17 protein-coding genes are annotated in these 21649 nt (G+C 52.4%); all 17 read right to left on the reverse strand.

The window, feature by feature from the left end; all coding sequences use genetic code 11:
- Positions 1-84: 84 nt before the first annotated feature.
- The gene (gene pnp, locus ACFQI7_RS04085) at positions 85-2187 is read right to left on the reverse strand and encodes a polyribonucleotide nucleotidyltransferase (protein WP_218097350.1); all 2103 of its coding nucleotides are present in this window, start codon (positions 2185-2187) and stop codon (positions 85-87) included.
- Positions 2188-2432: 245 nt separating this feature from the next.
- Positions 2433-2702 (reverse strand): 30S ribosomal protein S15, encoded by a 270-nt coding sequence (rpsO, locus tag ACFQI7_RS04090; RefSeq protein ID WP_218090354.1) that lies wholly within the window; start codon positions 2700-2702, stop codon positions 2433-2435.
- A 167-nt stretch (positions 2703-2869) separates the two neighbouring features.
- Complete coding sequence (locus tag ACFQI7_RS04095) at positions 2870-3826, reverse strand: bifunctional riboflavin kinase/FAD synthetase (RefSeq protein ID WP_218097349.1); 957 nt, start codon at positions 3824-3826, stop codon at positions 2870-2872.
- 63 nt (positions 3827-3889) lie between these two features.
- The gene (gene truB, locus ACFQI7_RS04100; RefSeq protein WP_218097348.1) at positions 3890-4816 is read right to left on the reverse strand and encodes a tRNA pseudouridine(55) synthase TruB; all 927 of its coding nucleotides are present in this window, start codon (positions 4814-4816) and stop codon (positions 3890-3892) included.
- Positions 4813-5799, reverse strand: coding sequence for a DHH family phosphoesterase (locus ACFQI7_RS04105; RefSeq protein WP_218097347.1), 987 nt, complete (start codon positions 5797-5799; stop codon positions 4813-4815). The genes truB and ACFQI7_RS04105 overlap by 4 nt, the downstream gene beginning before the upstream one ends.
- Positions 5796-6152, reverse strand: a complete 357-nt coding sequence (rbfA, locus tag ACFQI7_RS04110; protein WP_218097346.1) for a 30S ribosome-binding factor RbfA — start codon at positions 6150-6152, stop codon at positions 5796-5798. Before rbfA ends, ACFQI7_RS04105 begins: the two co-directional genes overlap by 4 nt.
- Before the next feature lie 6 nt (positions 6153-6158).
- Entirely contained in the window at positions 6159-8972 is a 2814-nt protein-coding gene (gene infB / locus ACFQI7_RS04115; protein WP_218097345.1) for a translation initiation factor IF-2, read from the reverse strand.
- A gap of 24 nt (positions 8973-8996) precedes the next feature.
- The gene (locus ACFQI7_RS04120) at positions 8997-9290 is read right to left on the reverse strand and encodes a YlxQ family RNA-binding protein (RefSeq protein WP_377516646.1); all 294 of its coding nucleotides are present in this window, start codon (positions 9288-9290) and stop codon (positions 8997-8999) included.
- Positions 9283-9597, reverse strand: a complete 315-nt coding sequence (gene rnpM / locus ACFQI7_RS04125) for an RNase P modulator RnpM (protein WP_218097343.1) — start codon at positions 9595-9597, stop codon at positions 9283-9285. The genes ACFQI7_RS04120 and rnpM overlap by 8 nt, the downstream gene beginning before the upstream one ends.
- A gap of 33 nt (positions 9598-9630) precedes the next feature.
- Positions 9631-10728: a transcription termination factor NusA gene (gene nusA, locus ACFQI7_RS04130; protein WP_218097342.1), complete on the reverse strand. Its 1098-nt coding sequence runs from the start codon at positions 10726-10728 to the stop codon at positions 9631-9633.
- A 39-nt stretch (positions 10729-10767) separates the two neighbouring features.
- Positions 10768-11226: a ribosome maturation factor RimP gene (gene rimP / locus ACFQI7_RS04135; protein ID WP_218097341.1), complete on the reverse strand. Its 459-nt coding sequence runs from the start codon at positions 11224-11226 to the stop codon at positions 10768-10770.
- A 210-nt stretch (positions 11227-11436) separates the two neighbouring features.
- Positions 11437-15774 (reverse strand): PolC-type DNA polymerase III, encoded by a 4338-nt coding sequence (locus ACFQI7_RS04140; protein ID WP_218097340.1) that lies wholly within the window; start codon positions 15772-15774, stop codon positions 11437-11439.
- A gap of 212 nt (positions 15775-15986) precedes the next feature.
- A complete protein-coding gene (gene proS, locus ACFQI7_RS04145) occupies positions 15987-17435 on the reverse strand; it encodes a proline--tRNA ligase (RefSeq protein WP_218097339.1) in 1449 nt (482 codons plus the stop codon).
- Between the two features lie 26 nt (positions 17436-17461).
- Complete coding sequence (gene rseP, locus ACFQI7_RS04150) at positions 17462-18718, reverse strand: RIP metalloprotease RseP (protein ID WP_218097338.1); 1257 nt, start codon at positions 18716-18718, stop codon at positions 17462-17464.
- 181 nt (positions 18719-18899) lie between these two features.
- Complete coding sequence (locus tag ACFQI7_RS04155) at positions 18900-20039, reverse strand: 1-deoxy-D-xylulose-5-phosphate reductoisomerase (RefSeq protein WP_218097337.1); 1140 nt, start codon at positions 20037-20039, stop codon at positions 18900-18902.
- Positions 20040-20063: 24 nt separating this feature from the next.
- On the reverse strand, positions 20064-20852 hold the full coding sequence (locus ACFQI7_RS04160) for a phosphatidate cytidylyltransferase (RefSeq protein ID WP_218097336.1): 789 nt from the start codon (positions 20850-20852) through the stop codon (positions 20064-20066).
- Positions 20853-20871: 19 nt separating this feature from the next.
- Entirely contained in the window at positions 20872-21639 is a 768-nt protein-coding gene (locus ACFQI7_RS04165; RefSeq protein ID WP_218097335.1) for an isoprenyl transferase, read from the reverse strand.
- Positions 21640-21649 lie beyond the last annotated feature (10 nt).

A 21649-nucleotide genomic window follows, 5' to 3' on the forward strand; every position in this document is an offset into this window, starting at 1 on the left:
GGCCGGACATAACAAAAAAGAGACAGACATCTCTGGCTCTTTCTTCTTACTTGCTTAAGGGAAGGGAGCTCCCTTAAGCGAATATTAAGCTTGGGCTGGCGCTTCGGCGGTTAGTACCGCTTTACGCGACAAATTGATGCGGCCCTGCGCGTCGATTTCGGTCACTTTCACTGTAATTTTATCGCCGATCTTCACGACGTCTTCCACTTTGGCTACGCGCTCGGTGGAAATCTGGGATATATGCACCAAACCTTCTTTACCCGGCAAAATTTCCACAAACGTACCGAATTTCTCGATCCGTTTTACCGTACCAAGGTATACTTCGCCAACGATCACTTCGCGAACGATGCCTTCGATGATTTGACGCGCTTTCTCGTTCATTTGCTCATTGGAAGAAGCGATGAATACGCGGCCGTCTTGCTCGATATCGATTTTTACGCCGGTCTCTTCGATAATTTTGTTGATGATCTTGCCGCCCGCACCGATGACGTCGCGGATTTTGTCCGGATTGATCTGCATCGTAAGAATCTTCGGCGCATAGGGGGAAAGCTCCGTCTTCGGCTGGGAGATCCGTTCCAGCATTTTGCCCAAAATATGCATCCGGCCGGACTTGGCTTGCTCCAGCGCTTGCGTAAGAATCGCGCGGTCAATTCCGTCGATTTTAATATCCATTTGCAGCGCGGTTACCCCTTTGGCTGTCCCTGCCACTTTAAAGTCCATGTCGCCCAGATGGTCTTCCATCCCCTGGATGTCGGTCAAAATCGAGAAATGCTCCCCGTCCTTGATTAGACCCATCGCAACACCGGCAACCGGTGCTTTGATCGGAACGCCAGCATCCATCATGGCCAGCGTGCTTGCGCAGATGCTTGCCTGAGAAGTCGAGCCGTTCGATTCGAGTACTTCAGATACGAGTCGGATCGTGTACGGAAACTCGGTTTCCGAAGGAATAACCGCAACAAGCGCGCGTTCGCCAAGAGCGCCGTGTCCGATTTCGCGTCGGCCTGGCGGGCGAAGCGGTCTGGCTTCCCCTACGCTGAACGGCGGGAAGTTATAGTGATGCATGAATCGTTTCGTTTCTTCGAGGTCGATACCGTCGAGAATTTGAACGTCTCCGAGCGCGCCGAGCGTACATACGCTGAGTGCTTGCGTTTGGCCGCGCGTGAATAAACCGGAGCCGTGCGTACGAGGCAGCAAATTAATGTCGCATTCGATCGGACGAATTTCATCCAGCCCTCGACCGTCCGGGCGCACCTTATCATGCGTAATCAAGCGGCGCACTTCTTCTTTGACGATGTCGTAGAGTGTTTCTTTGACATCGGCAAGCAAGTCCGGCGTTTCCGCATACACGTCCGTGAAATGCTGCACCGCATCGGCGTTGACCGCGTCGATTGCTTCCTGTCTTGCGTGTTTCTCGGGAATTTTGATCGCTTCGACGAGGCGTTCTTTCGCGAAAGCGCGAACCGCTTCATTTACTTCGGTGTCAACGCTGTGCAGTTTTACTTCCATCTTCGGCTTGCCTGTGTCCAGAACGAATTGTTCCTGAATGGCAACGATTTTGCGAATTTCATCATGCCCGAACATGATCGCTTCCAGCATGACTTCCTCCGGCACTTCGTCCGCTCCGGCCTCAACCATCATAATCGCGTCCTTCGTTCCGGCCACAACCAGATGAATGTCGCTTTTGTCCGCTTGCTCCAACGTCGGGTTAATGATGAACTGACCGTCCACGCGCCCTACTATGACACCGCCGACCGGACCGTTAAACGGCACATCGGAGATGCTGAGCGCAGCGGACGTACCGATCATCGCCGCGATTTCCGGCGCGCAATCTTGATCCACGCTCATGACCATCGCTACGATCTGTACATCGTTCCGGAATCCTTCCGGGAACAACGGACGAATCGGCCGGTCCGTCAAGCGGCCTGCCAAAATGGCCTTTTCGCTCGGACGTCCCTCCCGTTTAATGAACCCTCCGGGAATTTTCCCGACAGAATAAAGCCGCTCCTCATAGTTTACGGTGAGCGGGAAAAAGTCAAGATCTTTCGGCTCTGCGGAAGCCGTTACCGTACACAGAATCACCGTTTCCCCATAGCGGGCAACGACGGCTGCATTGGCTTGCTTCGCAAGTCGGCCGGTTTCAAGGATGAGCGTGCGACCGCCCAGCTCCATCTGCACCTTTTTCTCCATATTCAACCTCCTTAATATTGAACCCGTACCTTTCTGGGACGCTTGTCCCTCAGAACGGATTACTAATGCTTATGTACCTTCACTTATCCATTTCTGCATACTGGCTAGTATTTCCTTCTTTTCGGCAAAACATTAGGAAGGATTTACGCTCCATATGAAAAACAACCGCGCCGCCCTGGCATCCGACCGCCGAAGGCGTTCGCGCTACCTGTGACAAACGTGGTTGCTTTGTTGTTTGCTGACGATTAACGGCGCAGACCGAGTTTTTCGATCAGGGCGCTGTAACGTTTTACGTCTTTGTTTTTCAAATACGTAAGCAGCTTACGGCGTTGGCCGACCATTTTCAGCAGACCGCGACGAGAATGATGATCCTTCTTGTGCGTCTTCAGATGGCTGGTCAAGTTCACGATGTTTTCCGTAAGAATGGCAATTTGTACTTCAGGAGATCCTGTGTCGCTTTCATGCGTCTTGTGCGTTTGGATCAGTTCCTGTTTACGCTCTTGTGTCAATGCCATGCTGAGTCACCTCCATAATAATTATAGTATGTTTCCTATCACCTAAAGCCCAGAGCCCGTCGGAGTGCTCGGTGCTCCATGCCAAGGTGTCGATTCAGCCGATCCGGTCGGACCGTATCGACAACGTTTCAAAGTATAACACAACTCTCGCATAAAAGTAAAATGAATTACGAGTTTTGTACGGACTTTCTTTCTCGGACGATGGATCGGGCTTTATCCGCATCGCTTGCGATCTGCGCAATCAACTCCTGCACGGATGTAAACTTGCGTTCTTCCCGTATGAATTCAATCAGGCTGACCGCTACTTCTTCACCGTAAATATCTTGAGAGAAATCGAATAGATGAACCTCCAGCGTCGGCTCCGCCAAATCCGATTCGAACGTGGGCTTCACACCGATGTTCATGACGCCTCCGTACAAGCGGTCCCCTACGCGGGCTTCAACGGCATATACGCCGTTTGCAGGGATGATATACGGCTCGGAAACCCGGATATTGGCCGTCGGAAAGCCGATCGTTCTTCCCCTCGCTTCGCCGTGCACGACCGTTCCCCGCAGCAGGTACGGGCGGCCCAGCAGCGACATCGCTTCCCTCACTTCGCCGCGCAGCAAATGCTCTCTGACCAGCGTGCTGCTTACTTTGCGGCCCTGCAAAGAAAACTGCCTCACAATTTCTACTGCGAACCGCCCTTTCGCGAGCTCGCACAACGTATCCGGCGTGCCGGCGCCTTTATGGCCGAACCTGAAATCGAAGCCTACGAAAACGCTGTTTACGTTGAGCGGAATCAGAATGTTTTCCACAAATTGTTCCGGCGTCAAGTGCATAAACGATTCGCTAAAGTTTACAATATAGGTCGTATTTACGCGCAGCTCCCGCAGCAACGTCTGCTTTGCGGCAAGCGGCGTAATAATTTTCGTATACGTATCCATTCCTAGCATTTGTCTCGGATGCGGATGGAACGTCATGATCGCCGCCGGCACATGCAGCTCGGCGCCTCGCTGCACGGCCCGATGAATCACTTCCTGATGTCCGAGATGCACACCGTCGAAGTCTCCGATCGCAAGCACCTGCGGACCGGCGTTTGGTTCAACATTCTGCAGAGGATACTGCAGTTCAACCGTTTGCATGGAGATTTCGTCACCTACAATTCATTTCTGACAAGCAAGTCAAATCGCATGGAACCAGCATGTCTAAGAAAATATTTTCACTGGGGTTAGCAGATGCTGCGCCCCATCCCAGTCGAAGATACCGAGAAGCTTGTGATCTTCGGAAAAACCGGCCACCTGGACAACGCCATCCGGCACCGCCGTCAAAAGGCCGTCCGAACGGTCCATACGGAGCTTCTGCCCTTGAACGGCTCGTACCGCTTGCTCCGCGTTCAATCGAACCGAAGGCATATGCGAGAGCGCCTGCTCCATCGAAAGCAGCTTGTCGCCAAGCTCCCCCCGCGCATGCAATTCCTCGATCTGCTCCAATGTGAGACAGCTTTCCGGTCCTATGGCGCCCGTAGACGTGCGAACTAGCAAGGCCATCACTGCGGGAACGCCGAGCGCTTTGCCGATATCGACGCACAAGGTGCGGATATACGTTCCTTTCGAGCACTGCACGCGAAAGCGAACCTCCGGATATTCGCCGGACCAGGATGTTTCGAGAATATCGATCCGGTAAATCGTGACGGTTCGAGCCTTGCGTTCCACAACGATACCTTCACGGGCCAGTTCGTACAATCTTTTGCCGTCCACCTTCACGGCCGAGTACATCGGAGGGGTCTGCTCAATGTCGCCGACGAAACGCGAAATCGCCTCCGTCACTTGCTCCGGCGAAAGTTTCCGTCCGACGTCTTCCTCACGGGCGACCACATTCCCTTCGGCATCCTCCGTATCCGTAGCGAGCCCAAGACGCAAAGTAGCTTCGTACTCCTTCGGCAAGTCTTGGATGTACTCCACCAATCGGGTAGCTCGTCCGATACAGAGCGGAAGCACACCCGTAACAGCCGGATCCAGCGTCCCGGTATGCCCGATCCGTTTGATTTTTAAAATGCGCCGCACTTTGGCCACAACATCGTGGGATGTAAATCCTTTCGGTTTCCATACGGGCAATATGCCTTCCAAACTCATGAGAGCGCCTTACCTACTTCCTTCACGACCTGGTCGATCGCTTCTTTCAGAGAGCCGGATACTGTACATCCGGCCGCACGAACATGTCCGCCGCCGCCGAACCGTTTGGCGATTTCCGCCACATCGGCTTGTCCTCCTGAACGAAGGCTTACTTTGACGACGCCGGGTTGTTTTTCCTTAAACAGCATCCCCACCTCGACGCCTTCGACGTTTCGCGCGTAATTGACCAAGCCGTCCATATCGTCATTCGAAGCGCCCGTGTCTGCCAAATCGTCCAGAGTGACCGACAGCCAGGCGACCCGGTTTCGATGCGCGAACGAAAGCGTGCTCAATCCTTTACGCAATAGGGATACTTGCGATATGGTCATTGTTTCCAAAAACTTCTCCGCAAGCTCATGGCCTTTCACGCCGCGGCCGAGCAGGTCCGCTGCGATCTGAAGCACCTTGGGCGACGTGCTGGAATAACGAAAGCCCCCGGTATCAGTCAAAAGACCGGTATAAATGCAATCGTTCAGCTCCGGCGTGAATTCGACGCCGAGCGTCACCGCCAAATCATACAGTACCTCTACAGTTGCCGCCGCATCCGCTCGAACCAAATTGACGGTCCCGAACAAATCGTTCGTGGCATGGTGATCTATGTTGAGAAGCTTCGCACCGTGCTCAAAGCATTGGTACACTTCTCCGATCCGCCCGAAATCGGCACAATCGACAGATATGACAAAAGCGAAATTACGTTCCGGCGCTTGTGAGGCGTACTGGACGACGGGATTATCACCGCCAAGAAATTGAAACTTTTCCGGGATCGGCCCTTCATTGATCAATGTGAACCGTTTGCCTAACGCCTTCAAAATAAACGCCGCCGCAAACGTAGAACCGGCAGCGTCCCCGTCCGGCTGGACGTGGGACACTACCAGAAAATCATCATGCACGCGAATAAATTCGGCTGCTTCCTTCAAATGAACTTCGTATGACTCCAACATCATACACCCGGCTTCTCATCATTGATTTGATGCAGCAGCGTTTCGATCTTGCTGCCGTAATCAATCGAGGCGTCGAATTTGAAGAGCAGTTCCGGAATTTTCCGCATCCGAATTCGCTTGCCGAGCTCGGAACGAAGGAAGCCGCTGCTGCGCGAGAGCGCCTTGAGCGTTTCGGCCTTTTGCTCATCGCTGCCGAGCACGCTCAAAAATATTTTGGCCTGGGAGAAGTCATTCGTTACGTCAACTCCGGTAACGGTAATGAAGCCGATCCGCGGATCTTTCAGTTCCGATTGAATAAGCTGACTCAGTTCCTTCTTGATCTGCTCCCCGACTCTTCCGACGCGTATTTTGGCCATGCCGTATCACCTCTCAACAGTTTCCATTACGAAGGCTTCAATGATATCCCCTTCTTTAATATCATTAAATTTATCGAGAGATATACCGCACTCGTAGCCTTGCGCTACATCTTTTGCGTCATCCTTGAATCGCTTCAGGGAATCGATCTTACCTTCGTATACGACGATTCCGCCGCGTACAAGACGGGCTTCAGCGTTGCGTGCAATTTTACCCGAGGTGACCATACACCCGGCAATCGCACCGACTTTGGAAACTTTAAACACGTTGCGAACTTCAGCCTGGCCGATGACCACTTCTTTGAAGGTCGGGTCAAGCAAGCCCTTCATCGCTTGCTCGATTTCTTCCATCACTTTATAAATAATGCTGTGCAGGCGAATATCTACTTTTTCCTGGTCTGCCGTATTTTTCGCTTGCGGCTCCGGACGAACGTTAAAGCCGATGACGATCGCATTGGAAGCCGATGCCAAAATAACGTCGGACTCGGTAACGGCGCCTACGCCGCTGTGCAAAATTTTAACGCGCGCGCCTTCGACGTCGATCTTCTCGAGCGAGCCTTTGAGCGCTTCGGCCGAACCTTGCACGTCGGCTTTGATGATCACATTGAGGTCTTTAATTTCACCCTCTTTGATCTGTTTATACAACTCATCAAGCGTAACCCGCGCGTTGGCGCCCATCTCGGACTGTCGCAGCGTGACGGCGCGCTTCTCGGCGATCGCCCTTGCTTTGCGCTCATCCTCAAAGGCGAGGAACGGATCACCGGCTTGCGGCACCTCGGTCAGACCGGTAATTTCCACCGGTGTGGACGGGCCTGCTTCCTTAAGACGCTTGCCTTTGTCGTTCACCATGGCACGCACGCGGCCGAAGCATACACCTGCAACGAAGCTGTCGCCTACCTTCAGTGTACCGTGCTGGATCAAAATACGCGCAACCGGGCCTTTACCTTTATCCAGCTCCGCTTCAATAACGGTTCCTCTCGCACGCTTGTTCGGATTCGCTTTGAATTCCTGAACTTCAGCAACGAGAAGAATCATGTCGAGCAAATTATCAAGTCCCATACGCTGCTTTGCGGAAATGTTGCAGAAGATCGTATCTCCGCCCCATTCTTCCGGCACAAGCTCGTATTCGGTCAATTCCTGCTTGATCTTGTCCGGATTCGCATCCGGCTTATCGATTTTGTTCACCGCGACAATGATCGGAACTTTGGCCGCCTTCGCATGGGCAATCGCCTCAATCGTCTGCGGCATAACGCCGTCGTCCGCGGCTACGACGATAATGGTAATATCGGTCACTTGCGCGCCGCGGGCACGCATGGACGTGAACGCTTCATGGCCCGGCGTATCCAGGAACGTAATTTTCTTCCCGTTCGTTTCCACTTGGTACGCACCGATATGCTGCGTAATGCCTCCGGCTTCGCCTTCCGTTACGTTCGTTTTGCGAATAGCATCCAGGAGCGTCGTCTTCCCGTGGTCGACGTGTCCCATGATCGTTACGACCGGCGGACGTTCGAGCAAATCTTCTTCTTCGTCTTTTTCTTCAAACTGCTCGAACTTGTCTTCCTCGACCGGAATTTTCAGTTCGACTTCTACTCCGTAATCCGAAGCGAGCAGTTGAATGGCGTCGAGATCGAGTTCCTGGTTGATCGTTGCCATAACGCCGAGGAACAGCAGCTTCTTGATCACTTCGGAAGCGTCTTTATGCAGTGATTTAGCAAGCTCGCCAACGGTCATTGTGCCGCGCACGATAATTTTCTTCGGCGTGTTATCGATTTTCGGTTTTGGCGCTTCCTGTTGATTTCTTCCGCCGCGGCCCTGATGCTTCGAATTGCCGCGGTACTGCGAACCCCGGTTGCCCCCTGGCTTATTATCGTCGAACCGCTTTTGGTTCGGTTTGGTTTTCTTAGCCGCCTTGTTCTTGTTCGCATCGTCCCTGTCGGCATCCACCGCCGGCGGTGTAAACTGTCTCGGGGGAGCCGACGCACTGAAACGGTTGTTGTCGCTGCTGCGATTGCCGTTGTTGCTGCCGCTGTTATTGCCGCTGCGTTGGTCGAAGCCACCGCTGCGACGTTGGCCGCCGCTTTGGCCGCCTTGACCTTGACCCGCACCTTGGCCGCCTTGCGGACGGCTCTGGCCTGGTCCACGGTTTCCTTGTCCGCCGCCGGACGAGCCTTGTTGGCCGCCGCGGTTGTTCGGATTGCCGCCATAGCCTTGGCCTTGACCGCCGCCTTGGCCTTGCGGTCTGCGATCGCCTTGGCCCTGATAACCGCCTCCGCGATTGCCTTGACCGCCGCCTTGGCCCTGATAACCGCCTCCGCGGTTACTTTGACCCGACTGACCTTGTCCTTGACCGCGATTACGGTCAAATCCTGGACGGTCCCCCTGCCGCTGTTGGCCGTTGCCACCCTGTCCCTGGCTCGGGCGATTTTCGCCTTCGCCTTGTCCTTGCGGTCTGCGGTCGGGTTGCGACTGTCCACCGCTCGTTGGTCTTGGCGTCGCCGATTGGACTTGTGCCTGCTGCTTTTGTTCCGGTTTCGGCTGTACCGCTACCGTCGGCTGCTTGTTTTCGTTTCTCGGCTGCTGCTTTTCTTGCGGTTTGGCGCCGGCGCCTGTTCCGCCATCTCGTTTGGCTGCTGCGTTTGCTTTTACGTCTTTGAAAAATTTCTCTACACTATCCACCGCATCGTTCTCCATTACGCTCATATGATTGTTGACCGGAATTCCAATTCTTTTCAAAATCGTAATAATCTCTTTACTGCTCATATTCAATGACTTGGCATATTCGTACACTCTGAGTTTATCTTTATTATTGTCTTGTTTCGTCAATACTGTCCACCTCCGTACAATTTCCTACTGCTTCATAAGCATCCGCGCAAATCCGGCGTCCGTGACCGCAATCGCGACCCGTGCCTCTTTGCCGATACTGTCTCCCAGCTGTTCCCTTTGGCCTGTCAGTAGAAGGGGAACTCCGTAGTAGCTGCACTTATCATTTATTTTCTTGAGCGTATTTTCCGACGCGTCTTCGGCTACGATAACAAGCTTCGCTTCCCCGCCGCGCACCGATTGAATGACCATTTCCTCACCGGTTATGACCTTTCCGGCGCGCATCGCAAGCCCGAGATTGGAAAAAAAGTTTTTATTCATCCTCGTCATCCACCGCGTCTTTTCCGGCTATAAATTCGTCTTCCACCTTGATGAAATCTTGCTCAAGCGAATCGTATATTTCCGGTGATACCGTAGATTTCAACGCGCGGTCGAGCGCTCGAGATTTTTTGGCCAGCTTGAAGCAGGAAAGTTTCCCGCATAAGTAAGCGCCCCGGCCGGCCTTTTTGCCGCTCAAATCGATCAAAAGCTCATCGTTTGGCGTTTTGACCACGCGGATCAGCTCTTTCTTCGCCATCATTTGCTGGCAGGCGACACATTTACGCAGAGGTATTTTTCTTGGCTTCATCGGATCTCATCCCCTCCCCGCACGATGCGTCTTTTAATCGATACTGACCGAATCCTGATGCATCCCGTCGGACTCGGATTTCGGACGGCCGTATTCCTGCTCCGCCTGTGTTTCACTCTTAATATCGATTTTCCAGCCGGTCAATTTTGCAGCCAATCTTGCATTTTGTCCTTTAATCCCGATCGCAAGCGAAAGCTGATAATCCGGCACGATGACACGAGCCATCTTCTCCGCTTCAAATACATGCACCTCGAGGACTTTGGACGGGCTGAGCGCATTGGCCACATATTCTTCCACGTTTTCCACCCAACGCACGATATCGATCTTCTCGCCTTTCAGCTCCGTGACGATCGTTTGGACGCGCATTCCTTTCGGGCCGACGCAAGAGCCGACAGGGTCGACTTCCGCGTTACGGGAATAAACGGCGATCTTGGAGCGGAAGCCGGCTTCTCTGGCGACGGAACGAATCTCGACGACCCCTTGGAAAATTTCCGGTACTTCCAGCTCGAACAGCCGTTTCAGCAGCCCCGGATGGGTACGGGACAATATAATTTGCGGGCCTTTGGTCGTGTTTTCCACTTTCGTAATGTACGCTTTGACCCGGTCTCCCTGCTTGAATTTATCTGTCGGCATCAGCTCGCCTAGCGGCATGGCCGCTTCGATTTTGCCGAGGTCGATATACAAATTGCGTTGATCCTGCCGCTGGACAATGCCGTTGACGATATCTTCTTCCTTATCAACATAAGCGTTGTAAATAAGTCCCCGCTCGGCTTCACGGATACGCTGCGTCACGACTTGTTTGGCGGTTTGGGCGGCAATGCGTCCGAAATCCCGCGGCGTCACTTCAATTTCCACGATATCGTTCAATTGATAGTTGCCGTTGATTTCCCGTGCAGCGTCGAGCGAAATTTCCAGTCGCGGATCCAGCACTTCGTCGACGACGGTTTTGCGGGCGTATACTTTGATCAATCCGGTATGGCGGTTAATGTCGACACGTACGTTTTGCGCCGTATTAAAATTTCGTTTATAGCTCGAGATCAGCGCCGCTTCGATCGCTTCAATCAAAATATCTTTGGCAATGCCTTTCTCTCTTTCAATTTCATTCAGTGCTTCGATAAAATCCATGTTCATTTGAACGGAGTTCCCCCTCTCATAAAATACGGCTGCGCGTTAAAATTTAATAGCCAATCGGGCACCGGCCACTTTCGCGTATGGAATGCTGTGCTTCTTCTTGCCGATCTCTACGACGACGGTTTCCTCATCGAAAGAGACGAGCATGCCTTCGAATTCCTTCAGCCCGTCGACCGGCTCGTACGTTGTGATGAATACGTGGTCCCCGACGGCTTTATGATAATCCTGCGTTTTTTTGAGCGGACGTTCGGCGCCTGGTGACGAAACCTCCAGAAAATAGGCAGCTTCGATCGGGTCTTTCTCATCCAGTCTTGCACTCAAAAATTCGCTGACGCGTCCGCAGTCGTCGATATCGATACCTCCCTCTTTATCGACGTACACGCGTAAAAACCAATTGCCGCCTTCCTTTACATACTCGATGTCGACAAGCTCAAATCCGTTCTCGTCCAAGAAAGGGCGAACGAGCTCTTCCACGATGGATTTGATGTGTGTGCTCAACCTGCTTTCCTCCTATCGTTATAGCAGTGAAGGTCGCCGAAACGCTCCTCACGGTTATATGCCGTATACAAAATGTAAAGAGTGGGTTTCCCCACTCTCTGCTCACGAGAATATTACATTGATACCGTAACAGATTATACCATAAGTGCCGTGTCGATGCAAGATTAGGCAAGGGTGCATCATCGTTCCCGTCCGGGCGTTCGCTGTCTTTTAAAACAAGGAGAGCTGGTTCGATTCCGGCAGCCCGCGGAAGCAGCCCATGTTCCCGAGCAGCTCCACGATCGTTTTGGACGCTTTGCTTCTCGTCTGGAAATCTTCGATCGAGAGGAACGGTCCGTCGTCCTTGGCTGCGGCGATATTTTTTGCCGCATTTTCGCCGATGCCGGCCAGAGCGGAAAACGGCGGGATTATCGAATCGCCTTCGATCAAAAATTTGGTGGCATCGGATTTATACAGATCGATGCTCTTGAAGGAAAAACCGCGTGCCGTCATCTCAAGTGCCATCTCGAGAATTGAAATCATATTTTTTTCCTTCGGCAGTGCCTGGAAGCCTTTTTCCTCGATTTCGATGAGTCTGCGCAATATCGCGTCATATCCTTGGCACAGCACATCGAGCTCAAAATCGGTGGCGCGAACCGAAAAGTACGTTGCATAGTAAGCAATCGGATGATAAAGCTTAAAGTAGGCGGTGCGCACGGCTGAAATGACGTAAGCCGAGGCATGCGCCTTAGGGAACATGTACTGGATCTTCTCGCACGAATCGATGTACCAGAGCGGTACGTTGCACTTCTTCATTTCCTCTTTCCACTCGTCCGTCAGGCCTTTCCCTTTCCGCACGCTTTCCGTAATCTTGAACGCCAATGCCGCATCCATACCGGCTTTATAAATCAAATACAGCATGATGTCGTCACGGCAGCCGATCACCGTCTTGATCGTACAAATCCCTTTCTTGATCAGTTCCTGCGCATTGTCGAGCCATACGCCGGTTCCATGCGAAAGTCCGGAAATCTGCAGCAAGTCGGCGAAGCTCGACGGCTTCGCTTCCTCCAGCATTTGGCGGACGAATTTCGTTCCCATCTCGGGAACGCCGTATGTCGCGACCGTCGTCCGGATTTGCTCCGGCGTCACTCCGAGCGAATCGACGGAGTTGAACATGCTCATCACCTTCGGGTCGTTCATCGGGATGGTCGTCGGATCGACGCCCGTCAAATCCTGCAGCATCCGCATCATCGTCGGGTCGTCGTGCCCGAGAATATCGAGCTTGAGCAGGTTCGCGTCGAAGGCGTGATAGTCGAAGTGCGTCGTCATCCATTCCGAGCTCGTATCGTCGGCCGGATACTGTACCGGCGTAATCTCATTCACATCGATGTAATCCGGCACAACCACAATGCCCCCCGGATGCTGGCCAGTGCTTCGTTTAACCCCGGTGCAGCCAAGGGCGAGACGGCTCAGCTCAGCGCCGCGCCATTTTTCCCCTTGGCCTTCCTCGTACTTTTTAACAAAGCCGAAGGCCGTCTTTTCCGCAACCGTACCGATCGTCCCTGCACGGAATACCTGTTTTTCCCCGAACAGCACTTTGGTGTAATTATGAGCGTGCGGCTGATACTCCCCTGAAAAGTTAAGGTCGATATCGGGCACCTTGTCTCCTTTAAAGCCAAGGAACGTTTCGAACGGAATGTCCTGCCCTTCGCCTTTCAATTTCTCGCCGCAGTTCGGGCAATTTTTGTCCGGCAAGTCGAATCCGCTTGGGACGGAGCCGTCGAGTATCCATTCGCTATGCTTGCAAGACTTGCAAATGTAATGCGGCGGAAGCGGGTTAACTTCGGATATGCCGAGAAACGTTGCGACAACCGAAGAACCGACTGAACCCCGTGAGCCGACAAGATAGCCGTCAGCGTTCGATTTTTTCACGAGCTTTTCGGAAATCAAATAGTTCGCGGAGAAACCGTATTTGATGATCGGCACGAGTTCCTTCTCCAGCCTTGCCGTAATGACTTCCGGCAGCGGTTCGCCGTAAATCGACTTCGCCGTGTCATAACATGTGTTGCGAATTTCTTCGTCAGCGCCTTCGAAAATCGGAGTGAACAACCCGTTGTCGGTCGGCCCCCCTTTGGTCGGGAACAGCTCCAACTCCTCGAATTGATCGGCCAGCTCGGACGTGTTCTTTACGACGACATCATAAGCGGTTTGCTCCCCCAAGTAACGGAATTCCTCCAGCATTTCTTTCGTCGTGCGGAAATGAACATCCGGCTTGCGCATATCTTTTAAAGGACTGAACCCGGTAATGCCGTTAATCGTAATATCGCGGCTAATTTTTTCGCGCGGATGCAAATAGTGCACATTCCCCGTAGCGATGACCGGCTTGCCGAGCTTCCGGCCGATCTCGATAATTTTCCGGTTCGCATCTTCGAGCTGAACAGCGCTGCCAACAAGCCCCTTGTCGACAAGATGCATATTGACGCAGATCGGCTGGATTTCGAGCACATCGTAAAATTCCGCCACCATCTCGGCCTCTTCCACCGACTTGTTCAGCACCGTCTCGTAAAACTCGCCCTTCTCGCAGCCGGAGGCAATGATCAAGCCTTCGCGCATCGCCATCAGCTTGCTTTTCGGGATTCGCGGCTCGCGATGAAAATATTCCGTATGGGAAAGAGATATGAGCGTGTACAAGTTTTTTTTGCCAGTCATGTTCTTGGCATAGATGCAGCAGTGGAACGGTCTTTGCGTATTGAGACTTTTGCCGGCCCGGTCGTTCAATTGTTCTAGCGTTGCATAGCCACGATCCCCTGATTCTTTCAGCAAGTGGAATAAAACATGACCAAGCGCAATAGAGTCGTCGATCGCGCGGTGATGGTTTTCCAGACTGACCTTGAACTTGTCAGCCAACGTGTTCAACCGGTGATTTTTCATCGTCGGGAACAGCAATCTCGCCAGCTCCAGTGTATCCAGTACGGCATTGGTCACCTCAGGCAATGCAAGCTGCTTGCAGTTCGCCTGTATAAACCCGATATCGAATCTGGCGTTATGTGCTACAAGAATGCTGTCTCCCACGAACTCAATAAATTTGGGCAGCATCTCCGCAAGCTCCGGCGCATCTTTTACCATATCGTCGTTGATGTTGGTCAACTGCTGAATGTGATAAGGAATCCGCTCGTGCGGGTTGATGAACGTTGCGAAGCGTCCGATTTCTTTGCCTTCCTTCATTTTCACGCCGGCAATTTCGATGATTTTATTGCTCGTAACGGAGAGCCCGGTCGTCTCGATATCGAATACGACATATTCCGCATCGACGAGCGGGATTGCAGCGGCATTCATTACGACCTGCACCGAATCGTCGACGATGTTCGCTTCCACGCCGTAAATCACTTTGATATGATGCTTGTGCGCGGCATGGTTTGCTTCAGGATAGCTCTGAATGCCACCGTGATCCGTAATGGCGATCGCTTTGTGTCCCCATTGGGCGGCGGTTTTAATATATTGGTCGACCGACGTGACCCCATCCATCGTGCTCATCGTCGTATGAAGATGAAACTCGACGCGCTTCTCCTCGGCGTTGTCTTTTCGCTCCGGCGGCGCCATAATCTCGTTGACGTCCGAAGGAATCATAACCAGCTCCGGAATTTGCATAAAGCGATCGTATTCCACTCTTCCGCGCAATTTCAGCCACGTGCCGTTTTTGATTAAACTGTAAATCTTTACGTCTTCTTTCGTCTTGGCGAACACTTTCACCGACAACGAATCGGAGAAATCGGTTATATTGAACATAAACAAGGTGCTGCCGTTTTTAAGCTCCTTCGAATCGAGGCCAAAAACCGTACCTTGAATCGTTATTTTCTTTTCCTCGTCTTTCACGTCTTGCAGCGGTACGGCCTGTTCCTTAATGTCATAGCCGGCCATCAGCTTTACTTCCGCTTCATCCTGCTGCGCGGCTGCCTCATTCTCCGCTTCCACCGCCGTCATAATGACGCTCGTTACTTCCTTTTCCTCGAGCTCGATCTTCTTGGCGAATTTGACGAACTCTTCTTCCCGTGCGGCGTCCACCGTATATTTGACAACAAACTCGACGCCGAAATAATGGTTGAAATAATCTTGTATCCATTGCCCGATATTTTTTTTCTTGGCCAATTCCAGCCCGATCGTATCGAGCAAATGCAGCGTGAGCACGTTGCCTTGAACGTCGATCTTCGCTTTCGTCATCCACCCGTTGATCGATGCGGCTTCCCGCTGCACCCATTCGAGGAACATATCCCAGTATTCGTGGGCGACTTCATCATGCTTGACGTCATTCGTATACTGCAGTACGAATCGAATCATCGCAATATGCGCATATTTATCTCGAATCATTTTGCAAAAAGAACGATATACGCCGCTTGGCACAATTTGGCTTTTGACGATATAAAAGGTCCACTCTTTGTTTTTGCGGCTTGTTTCCACTTTATCGATATACCCGTCCGAGAAAAAAGACTGCACCACGTCCACCGGCACCCCGGCTTGATGCATCAGCATTTCAAACCGGTCCCGCTTCAGCGCCGAATTGCTATTGCTCATCCTGATCCTCCCCGTAATCGGCAACCGGACCGCCCATTTCGATCCTGCCGCCGACATGAAACCATCCCCCGACGATTTCATGAAATATGCTGTGTCATTCGTGCCCTAAGACAAGGAAAGGGCAAAATGGAATGAAGTGTGTCGACAACCGCCAACGCTAGCGTCGTAGGAACGGTTGTAACTGCCTCCCAATTTTTGCCCTTTATGTAAGCTTAGTAAGCTCTGCCGAACACGACAGTATGTTTCGCGTCTTCTCCGCATACCAGACATTTGGACTTGGTCGCTTCCGGCTTGAACGGAATGTTCCGGCTCGTTGCTCCGGTCTCGTTCTTCACTTGCGCTTCGCAGGCGTCCGAGCCGCACCATCCGGCAAGCGCAAAGCCGCGCTTCTCCTCAAGGAACGCTTTGAACTCGTCCAGCGTGTCCGCCTCGGTCAAGTTCTCATCGCGAAACCGCTTGGCTCGATCATACATTTCCTGCTGCGTTTCCGTCAACAGTTTTTGCACTTCTTCTACAAAATTCTCTTGCGATACGACACGTTTTTCCCCAGTAATCCGGGATACCAGCACCACTTGCCCGTTATCCATATCGCGCGGGCCGAGCTCTACCCGTACCGGAACGCCGCGCATTTCGTACTCGTTGAATTTCCAGCCCGGGCTTTGATCCGGACGGTCATCCACTTTTACGCGGACACCGGCTTGCTTGAGCTGTGCGTACAGTTCGTTGACGCGGCCGACCACCTGCTCGCGCGTCTTCGGCGGCCCGATCGGGATCATGATGACTTGAGTCGGCGCGACCTTCGGCGGCAGCGCAAGTCCGCGGTCGTCGCCGTGAATCATAATCAGTGCGCCGATCAGGCGGGTGCTGACGCCCCAGGACGTCGTATGGCAAAATTGATGCTGGTTTTCGCGGTCCAAATATTTGATATCGAACGCTACGGCGAAGTTTGTTCCCAGGTAATGGGAGGTACCCGCCTGCACCGCTTTGCCGTCCTTCATCATCGCTTCGATCGAGAAGGTGTCAACCGCTCCGGCAAACTTCTCCGAAGGCGTCTTTTGCCCCATAATAACCGGAATCGCCAGGAAGTTCTCCGCAAAATCGCGGTATATTTCCAGCATCTGCATCGTTTCTTTACGTGCGTCCGTCTCATCCTCGTGCGCCGTATGGCCTTCCTGCCACAAAAACTCGCTTGTGCGCAAAAACGGCAGCGTTCTTTTCTCCCAACGAACGACGTTTGCCCATTGATTGATCAACAGCGGCAAATCGCGGTACGAATTGATCCATTCCGCATACATATGCCCAATCATCGTCTCCGACGTCGGACGAATCGCCAGCCGTTCCTCCAGCTTCTCGCCTCCCGCTTCGGTTACCCAAGGCAGCTCCGGATTGAAGCCCTCAACGTGCTCCTTCTCCTTCTGAAAGAAGCTTTCCGGGATAAAAAGCGGAAAATAAGCATTGCGATGACCCGTTTCTTTAAAGCGTTGATCCAGCTCGCGCTGAATGTTTTCCCACAGCTCGTAGCCGTCCGGCTTAAATACGATGCACCCGCGGACAGGCGAGTAGCTCATCAGGTCCGCCTTCTTGATGACATCGATATACCAGCGTGAAAAATCTTCGCTCTGCGGCGTTATTTCCTTTACAAACTGCTTTTCGTTCGACATCGTTATCCCCCTACTTACGGCAACTCTTACCCTTTAATCAATCTTAATATATCGTTGTACGTTACGGCAATCATCAAAAGCATCAGCATCGCGAAGCCGACGAAATGCACCATGCTTTCACGGTTCGGATCGACCGGCTTGCCGCGAAGCGCCTCAAGCAGCAGAAATACGAGACGGCTGCCGTCGAGTGCAGGTATCGGAAGCAGGTTGAACAGACCGAGGTACAAGCTCATGATCGCGGTCCACGTAATATATTGCGCAAGTCCGGCGCTTGCCTGCTCGCTTGTAAACTCGACGATACGAACCGGTCCGCCGAGGTCGTCCATCTTGATCTGGAGCGTCGCTAACTGTCTGAAGCCGTCCAAAATAATCATCGTCGCCGACGTTAAGCTGTTCCAACCGTTCGTAAACCCTTCTACTAGGGATGCGGGCCGCGTCTGCGGAATGAGAACGACCCCTACACGAATGGTCCCGTCGATCAGCTCCGGCGTCACTTCCTTACGCAGCTGCTCATTGTTACGCTCGACAACCCACACCATGGTCTTATTTGGAGACTGCTTGATGAGAGTGGTCAGCTTGCTTTGATTCGCGCCGATTTGCTGGCCGTCTACGCTCAAAATGATGTCCCCGGTTTGAAGGCCGGCTTTTTGCGCGGGCATCCCGGCGGACGTATCTTGAATTTTGACTTTGTCCGGGACACCGGCGACAAATACGACCGTCACGAATAAAACGAATGCCAGAATGAAGTTCATCATCGGCCCGGCGAAAATGGACAGTGCCCTTTGACCTACGGTTTTGCTGCCGAACTGCCGGTTCCAAGGGGCGATCTGCGTTTCTTTATCCTTCGCGACCATGAACGCTTGCGGATGCACGGCATAACGCTCGATCACGCCGTCGACGTCCATCCGGATAAACAGCTCTTGCTCCAGATCGATCTGCTCGACAACGCCTTCGATGGCGTTGCTGCGGCTGTCGAAATCATTCAAAAAAATATGGGTAATTTGGTTATCCGTTAATGAAACGGCGATGCGCTGCCCCGGGTTGATTTGCACGATTTCCGGATCTTCTCCGGCCATTCTTACAAAGCCGCCGATCGGCAAAAGCCGCAGCGTATAACGGGTTTCACCGCGCACGAACGAAAACAGCTTCGGACCAAAACCGATGGCAAATTCCCGCACCAATATTCCCGCGCGCTTGGCGAAATAGTAATGTCCCCACTCATGGATTGAGACGAGCACAAAAAACAAAAGTACAATTTGCAATATATTCTGTACCGTAGCCAATACTTTGCGGCCTCCTTAAGCCCGAATGTTCACGATCAGTCATCTGTTGCCTGGGCGCGGCTTTTCTTAAGATTAACATTAATGCCGCCGGGAATACAAGTTGACCCATTGTTATGAACATATTGTTAGGCCGCCGAAAACATACTCCTGGATCTGTAAAAAAATAGATTTCGGATCGTTATTAAATGATTGCCGCGGTATGCCTCGCCCAACGGTCGATCTCGATAATTTGCTCCAGTTCGGGAGAATCGACTTTTTCATGCTTGTCCAACGTTTCCGCGATGACATCCTCGATCTGCAGGAATTTGATTTTCCCTTGCAAAAAACGCTCGACGGCGACTTCATTCGCCGCATTAAAAACGGATGGCGTCGACCCTCCGGCTCGGCCGCTTTCAAACGCCATGCGCAGGCAAGGAAAACGGTCATAGTCCATCTCGCGGAAATTCAGCCTGCCGATTTCGGAAAGCCGTAGCCGGGCCGAAGGCGTCGGCAGCCGCTGCGGATACGTGAGCGCATACTGAATCGGCACGCGCATATCGGGCAGTCCGAGCTGGGCAATAATGCTATAGTCTTTGAACTCGACAAACGAGTGAATGATGCTTTCCGGATGGATCAGCACTTCGATCTGATCGTAGGACAAGCCGAATAACCAGTGCGCTTCGATGACCTCCAAGCCTTTATTGGCCATCGTCGCCGAATCGATTGTAATTTTGGCTCCCATGGACCAATTCGGATGCTTAAGCGCCTCGGCGACCGTCACATCCTTCAATTCCTCCCGCGTACGGTCCCGAAAAGAACCGCCGGACGCGGTCAATGTAATCTTATGTATATCGTCAAGCGATTCCCCGTTCAAACATTGGAAAATGGCCGAATGTTCGCTGTCGATTGGAAGCAGCTTCACTCCGCACTTTGCGGCATGTTTCGTTACAAGGTGGCCTGCGCTGACAAGCGTTTCCTTGTTCGCAAGTCCGATTTGCTTACCCGCTTCGATGGCGGCTAGCGTCGACTGGAGTCCCTGGCTTCCTACCAGTGCCGTCACGACGATGTCCGCCTCCGTTCCGGCCGCTACTTCCAGCAGCCCTTCCGGACCGTAAAACAGCTGTACGCCGGATGGAACTTGTGCAGCCAATTGATCTGCTAGCGCTTTGGTCGCGACCGAAACTTTTTTCGGATGAAAGCGCCGAATTTGTTCCGCCAGCAGAGAAATATTGTAGCCTCCTGCAATGCCTTCCACCGAGAAAAGGTCCGGATGATGCGAGACGACATCGAGCGTTTGCGTGCCGATGGAACCGGTTGAACCTAGGATGCTTATTTTTTTCATACGTAGTTCACCTCTGGCGTCGTATTAAGCGTGCGGGAATAAGGAAAACAAGTGCAGGAACGGAAAAACGATCAGCCAGCTGTCGGTCCGGTCCAGCACGCCGCCGTGTCCCGGCAGTAGTGTCCCTGTATCCTTAATCCCTTTGATGCGCTTGTAAGCCGATTGGATCAAATCGCCCATCTGGCCGACGACGGCGATGAGCACGCCGATATATACCGCTTTGGTGTAAGATACAAGCTCCGGGCGCAAATAAGCAAAAACAAGCGCTACCACGACCGAAATGATGGTTCCGCCGATGGCGCCCTCCACCGATTTTTTCGGAGATATGGTCGGCCACAGCGGTGTTTTGCCGATATACGAGCCGGTAAAATACGCTCCCGAATCGGTAGCCCATATGCAAAAAAACACAAAAAGCGTCCAAAACATCCCATCGCCCTCAATCCACCGGGTTGCAATCATGAAATGGAAGCCGATGCCGACGTACAGCACGCCTAAAAAAGCCATAGCGATATGGTCGATGGTGATCTTATTTTTCGAAATCACCGTGGCGGCCATGAATAAAAACATCAGCAGCCAAGCCAGGTGGGCTGCTGTTAGGCCGCCCCATCCCCACGGCAGCGTTAGGAGGATGACGCCGGCAAAACCGATGATTTGTATCGCCTTGCTGTTCTTGAGTCCATTCATGCGCAAAAACTCGTCATAACCGATGACGGACAATGCGACGATCAGTCCCGCAAACCAGTAACCGCCTAAATACAGCAGGATGAAAAATCCCAACCCTGCGATAATTCCAGTTGTGATCCGCTGCTTCAATTCCATTCCTCCATCATCTTTACAAACCGCCGTATCTTCTGGCACGACGCTGGTACTCCAGAACCGCTTCGTAGAAATGTTCTTCGGTAAACTCGGGCCAGCATAATTCGGTAAACCACAGTTCCGAATAGGCTAGCTGCCATAACATAAAATTGCTGATTCGCAGCTCGCCGCTTGTGCGAATGAGCAAATCCGGATCCGGCAGCGGATCGGTCAGCAAATATTTGGAGAACAATGCTTCGTCGATCTCCTCGGCATTCACTTTCTGATCTCTTGCATCCTGCACGAGTCTTTGAACGCCACTCAGCATCTCTTTCCGACTTCCGTAATTGAGCGCAAAATTTAAGATCAGTCCGGTGTTGTGCTTCGTTTGGTCAATCGCGTCCTGGATCGCCTTCAGAGTATAATCAGGCAAGCCTTCCTTCCATCCTGTCATTCGGATTTGAACGTTATTTGAGATCAGCTCGTCGATTTCTTTCGGAAAAAATTCAAGCGGAAGCTTCATCAAGTACTCGACTTCTTCCTTGGGACGTTTCCAGTTTTCCGTGGAAAAGGCGTACAACGTCAAAACCTGTACCCCGATGTTGTTCGCAGCCATCGTAATCTTCTTTACGTTCTTCATGCCGGAATGGTGACCCGCGACCCGAGGCAAGCTCCGTTTTTGCGCCCATCGGCCGTTCCCGTCCATAATGACAGCCACATGGTTCGGAATATTGTCAGCAGAAAGCCTCGAGGCGGTATCATCGCCTTCCGTCTTGCTTCCAAACCATTTTTTGAAAGGTTTCATTCCCCAATCC

This window comes from Paenibacillus allorhizosphaerae (assembly GCF_042659105.1).
GTDB classification, from domain to species: domain Bacteria; phylum Bacillota; class Bacilli; order Paenibacillales; family NBRC-103111; genus Paenibacillus_G; species Paenibacillus_G allorhizosphaerae.

What these genes read in the sequence shown, in the direction of transcription:
- ACFQI7_RS04095 (WP_218097349.1), bottom strand. Translation starts at nt 3,826, where the DNA reads ATGCAAACGGTTGAACTGCAGTATCCTCTGCAGAATGTTGAACCAAAC.
- ACFQI7_RS04165 (WP_218097335.1), bottom strand. Translation starts at nt 21,639, where the DNA reads ATGAAACCTTTCAAAAAATGGTTTGGAAGCAAGACGGAAGGCGATGAT.
- pnp (WP_218097350.1), bottom strand. Translation starts at nt 2,187, where the DNA reads ATGGAGAAAAAGGTGCAGATGGAGCTGGGCGGTCGCACGCTCATCCTT.
- truB (WP_218097348.1), bottom strand. Translation starts at nt 4,816, where the DNA reads ATGAGTTTGGAAGGCATATTGCCCGTATGGAAACCGAAAGGATTTACA.
- ACFQI7_RS04140 (WP_218097340.1), bottom strand. Translation starts at nt 15,774, where the DNA reads ATGAGCAATAGCAATTCGGCGCTGAAGCGGGACCGGTTTGAAATGCTG.
- ACFQI7_RS04105 (WP_218097347.1), bottom strand. Translation starts at nt 5,799, where the DNA reads ATGATGTTGGAGTCATACGAAGTTCATTTGAAGGAAGCAGCCGAATTT.
- nusA (WP_218097342.1), bottom strand. Translation starts at nt 10,728, where the DNA reads ATGAACATGGATTTTATCGAAGCACTGAATGAAATTGAAAGAGAGAAA.
- rnpM (WP_218097343.1), bottom strand. Translation starts at nt 9,597, where the DNA reads ATGAAGCCAAGAAAAATACCTCTGCGTAAATGTGTCGCCTGCCAGCAA.
- ACFQI7_RS04120 (WP_377516646.1), bottom strand. Translation starts at nt 9,290, where the DNA reads ATGAATAAAAACTTTTTTTCCAATCTCGGGCTTGCGATGCGCGCCGGA.
- proS (WP_218097339.1), bottom strand. Translation starts at nt 17,435, where the DNA reads ATGTCGAACGAAAAGCAGTTTGTAAAGGAAATAACGCCGCAGAGCGAA.
- rpsO (WP_218090354.1), bottom strand. Translation starts at nt 2,702, where the DNA reads ATGGCATTGACACAAGAGCGTAAACAGGAACTGATCCAAACGCACAAG.
- ACFQI7_RS04155 (WP_218097337.1), bottom strand. Translation starts at nt 20,039, where the DNA reads ATGAAAAAAATAAGCATCCTAGGTTCAACCGGTTCCATCGGCACGCAA.
- rbfA (WP_218097346.1), bottom strand. Translation starts at nt 6,152, where the DNA reads ATGGCCAAAATACGCGTCGGAAGAGTCGGGGAGCAGATCAAGAAGGAA.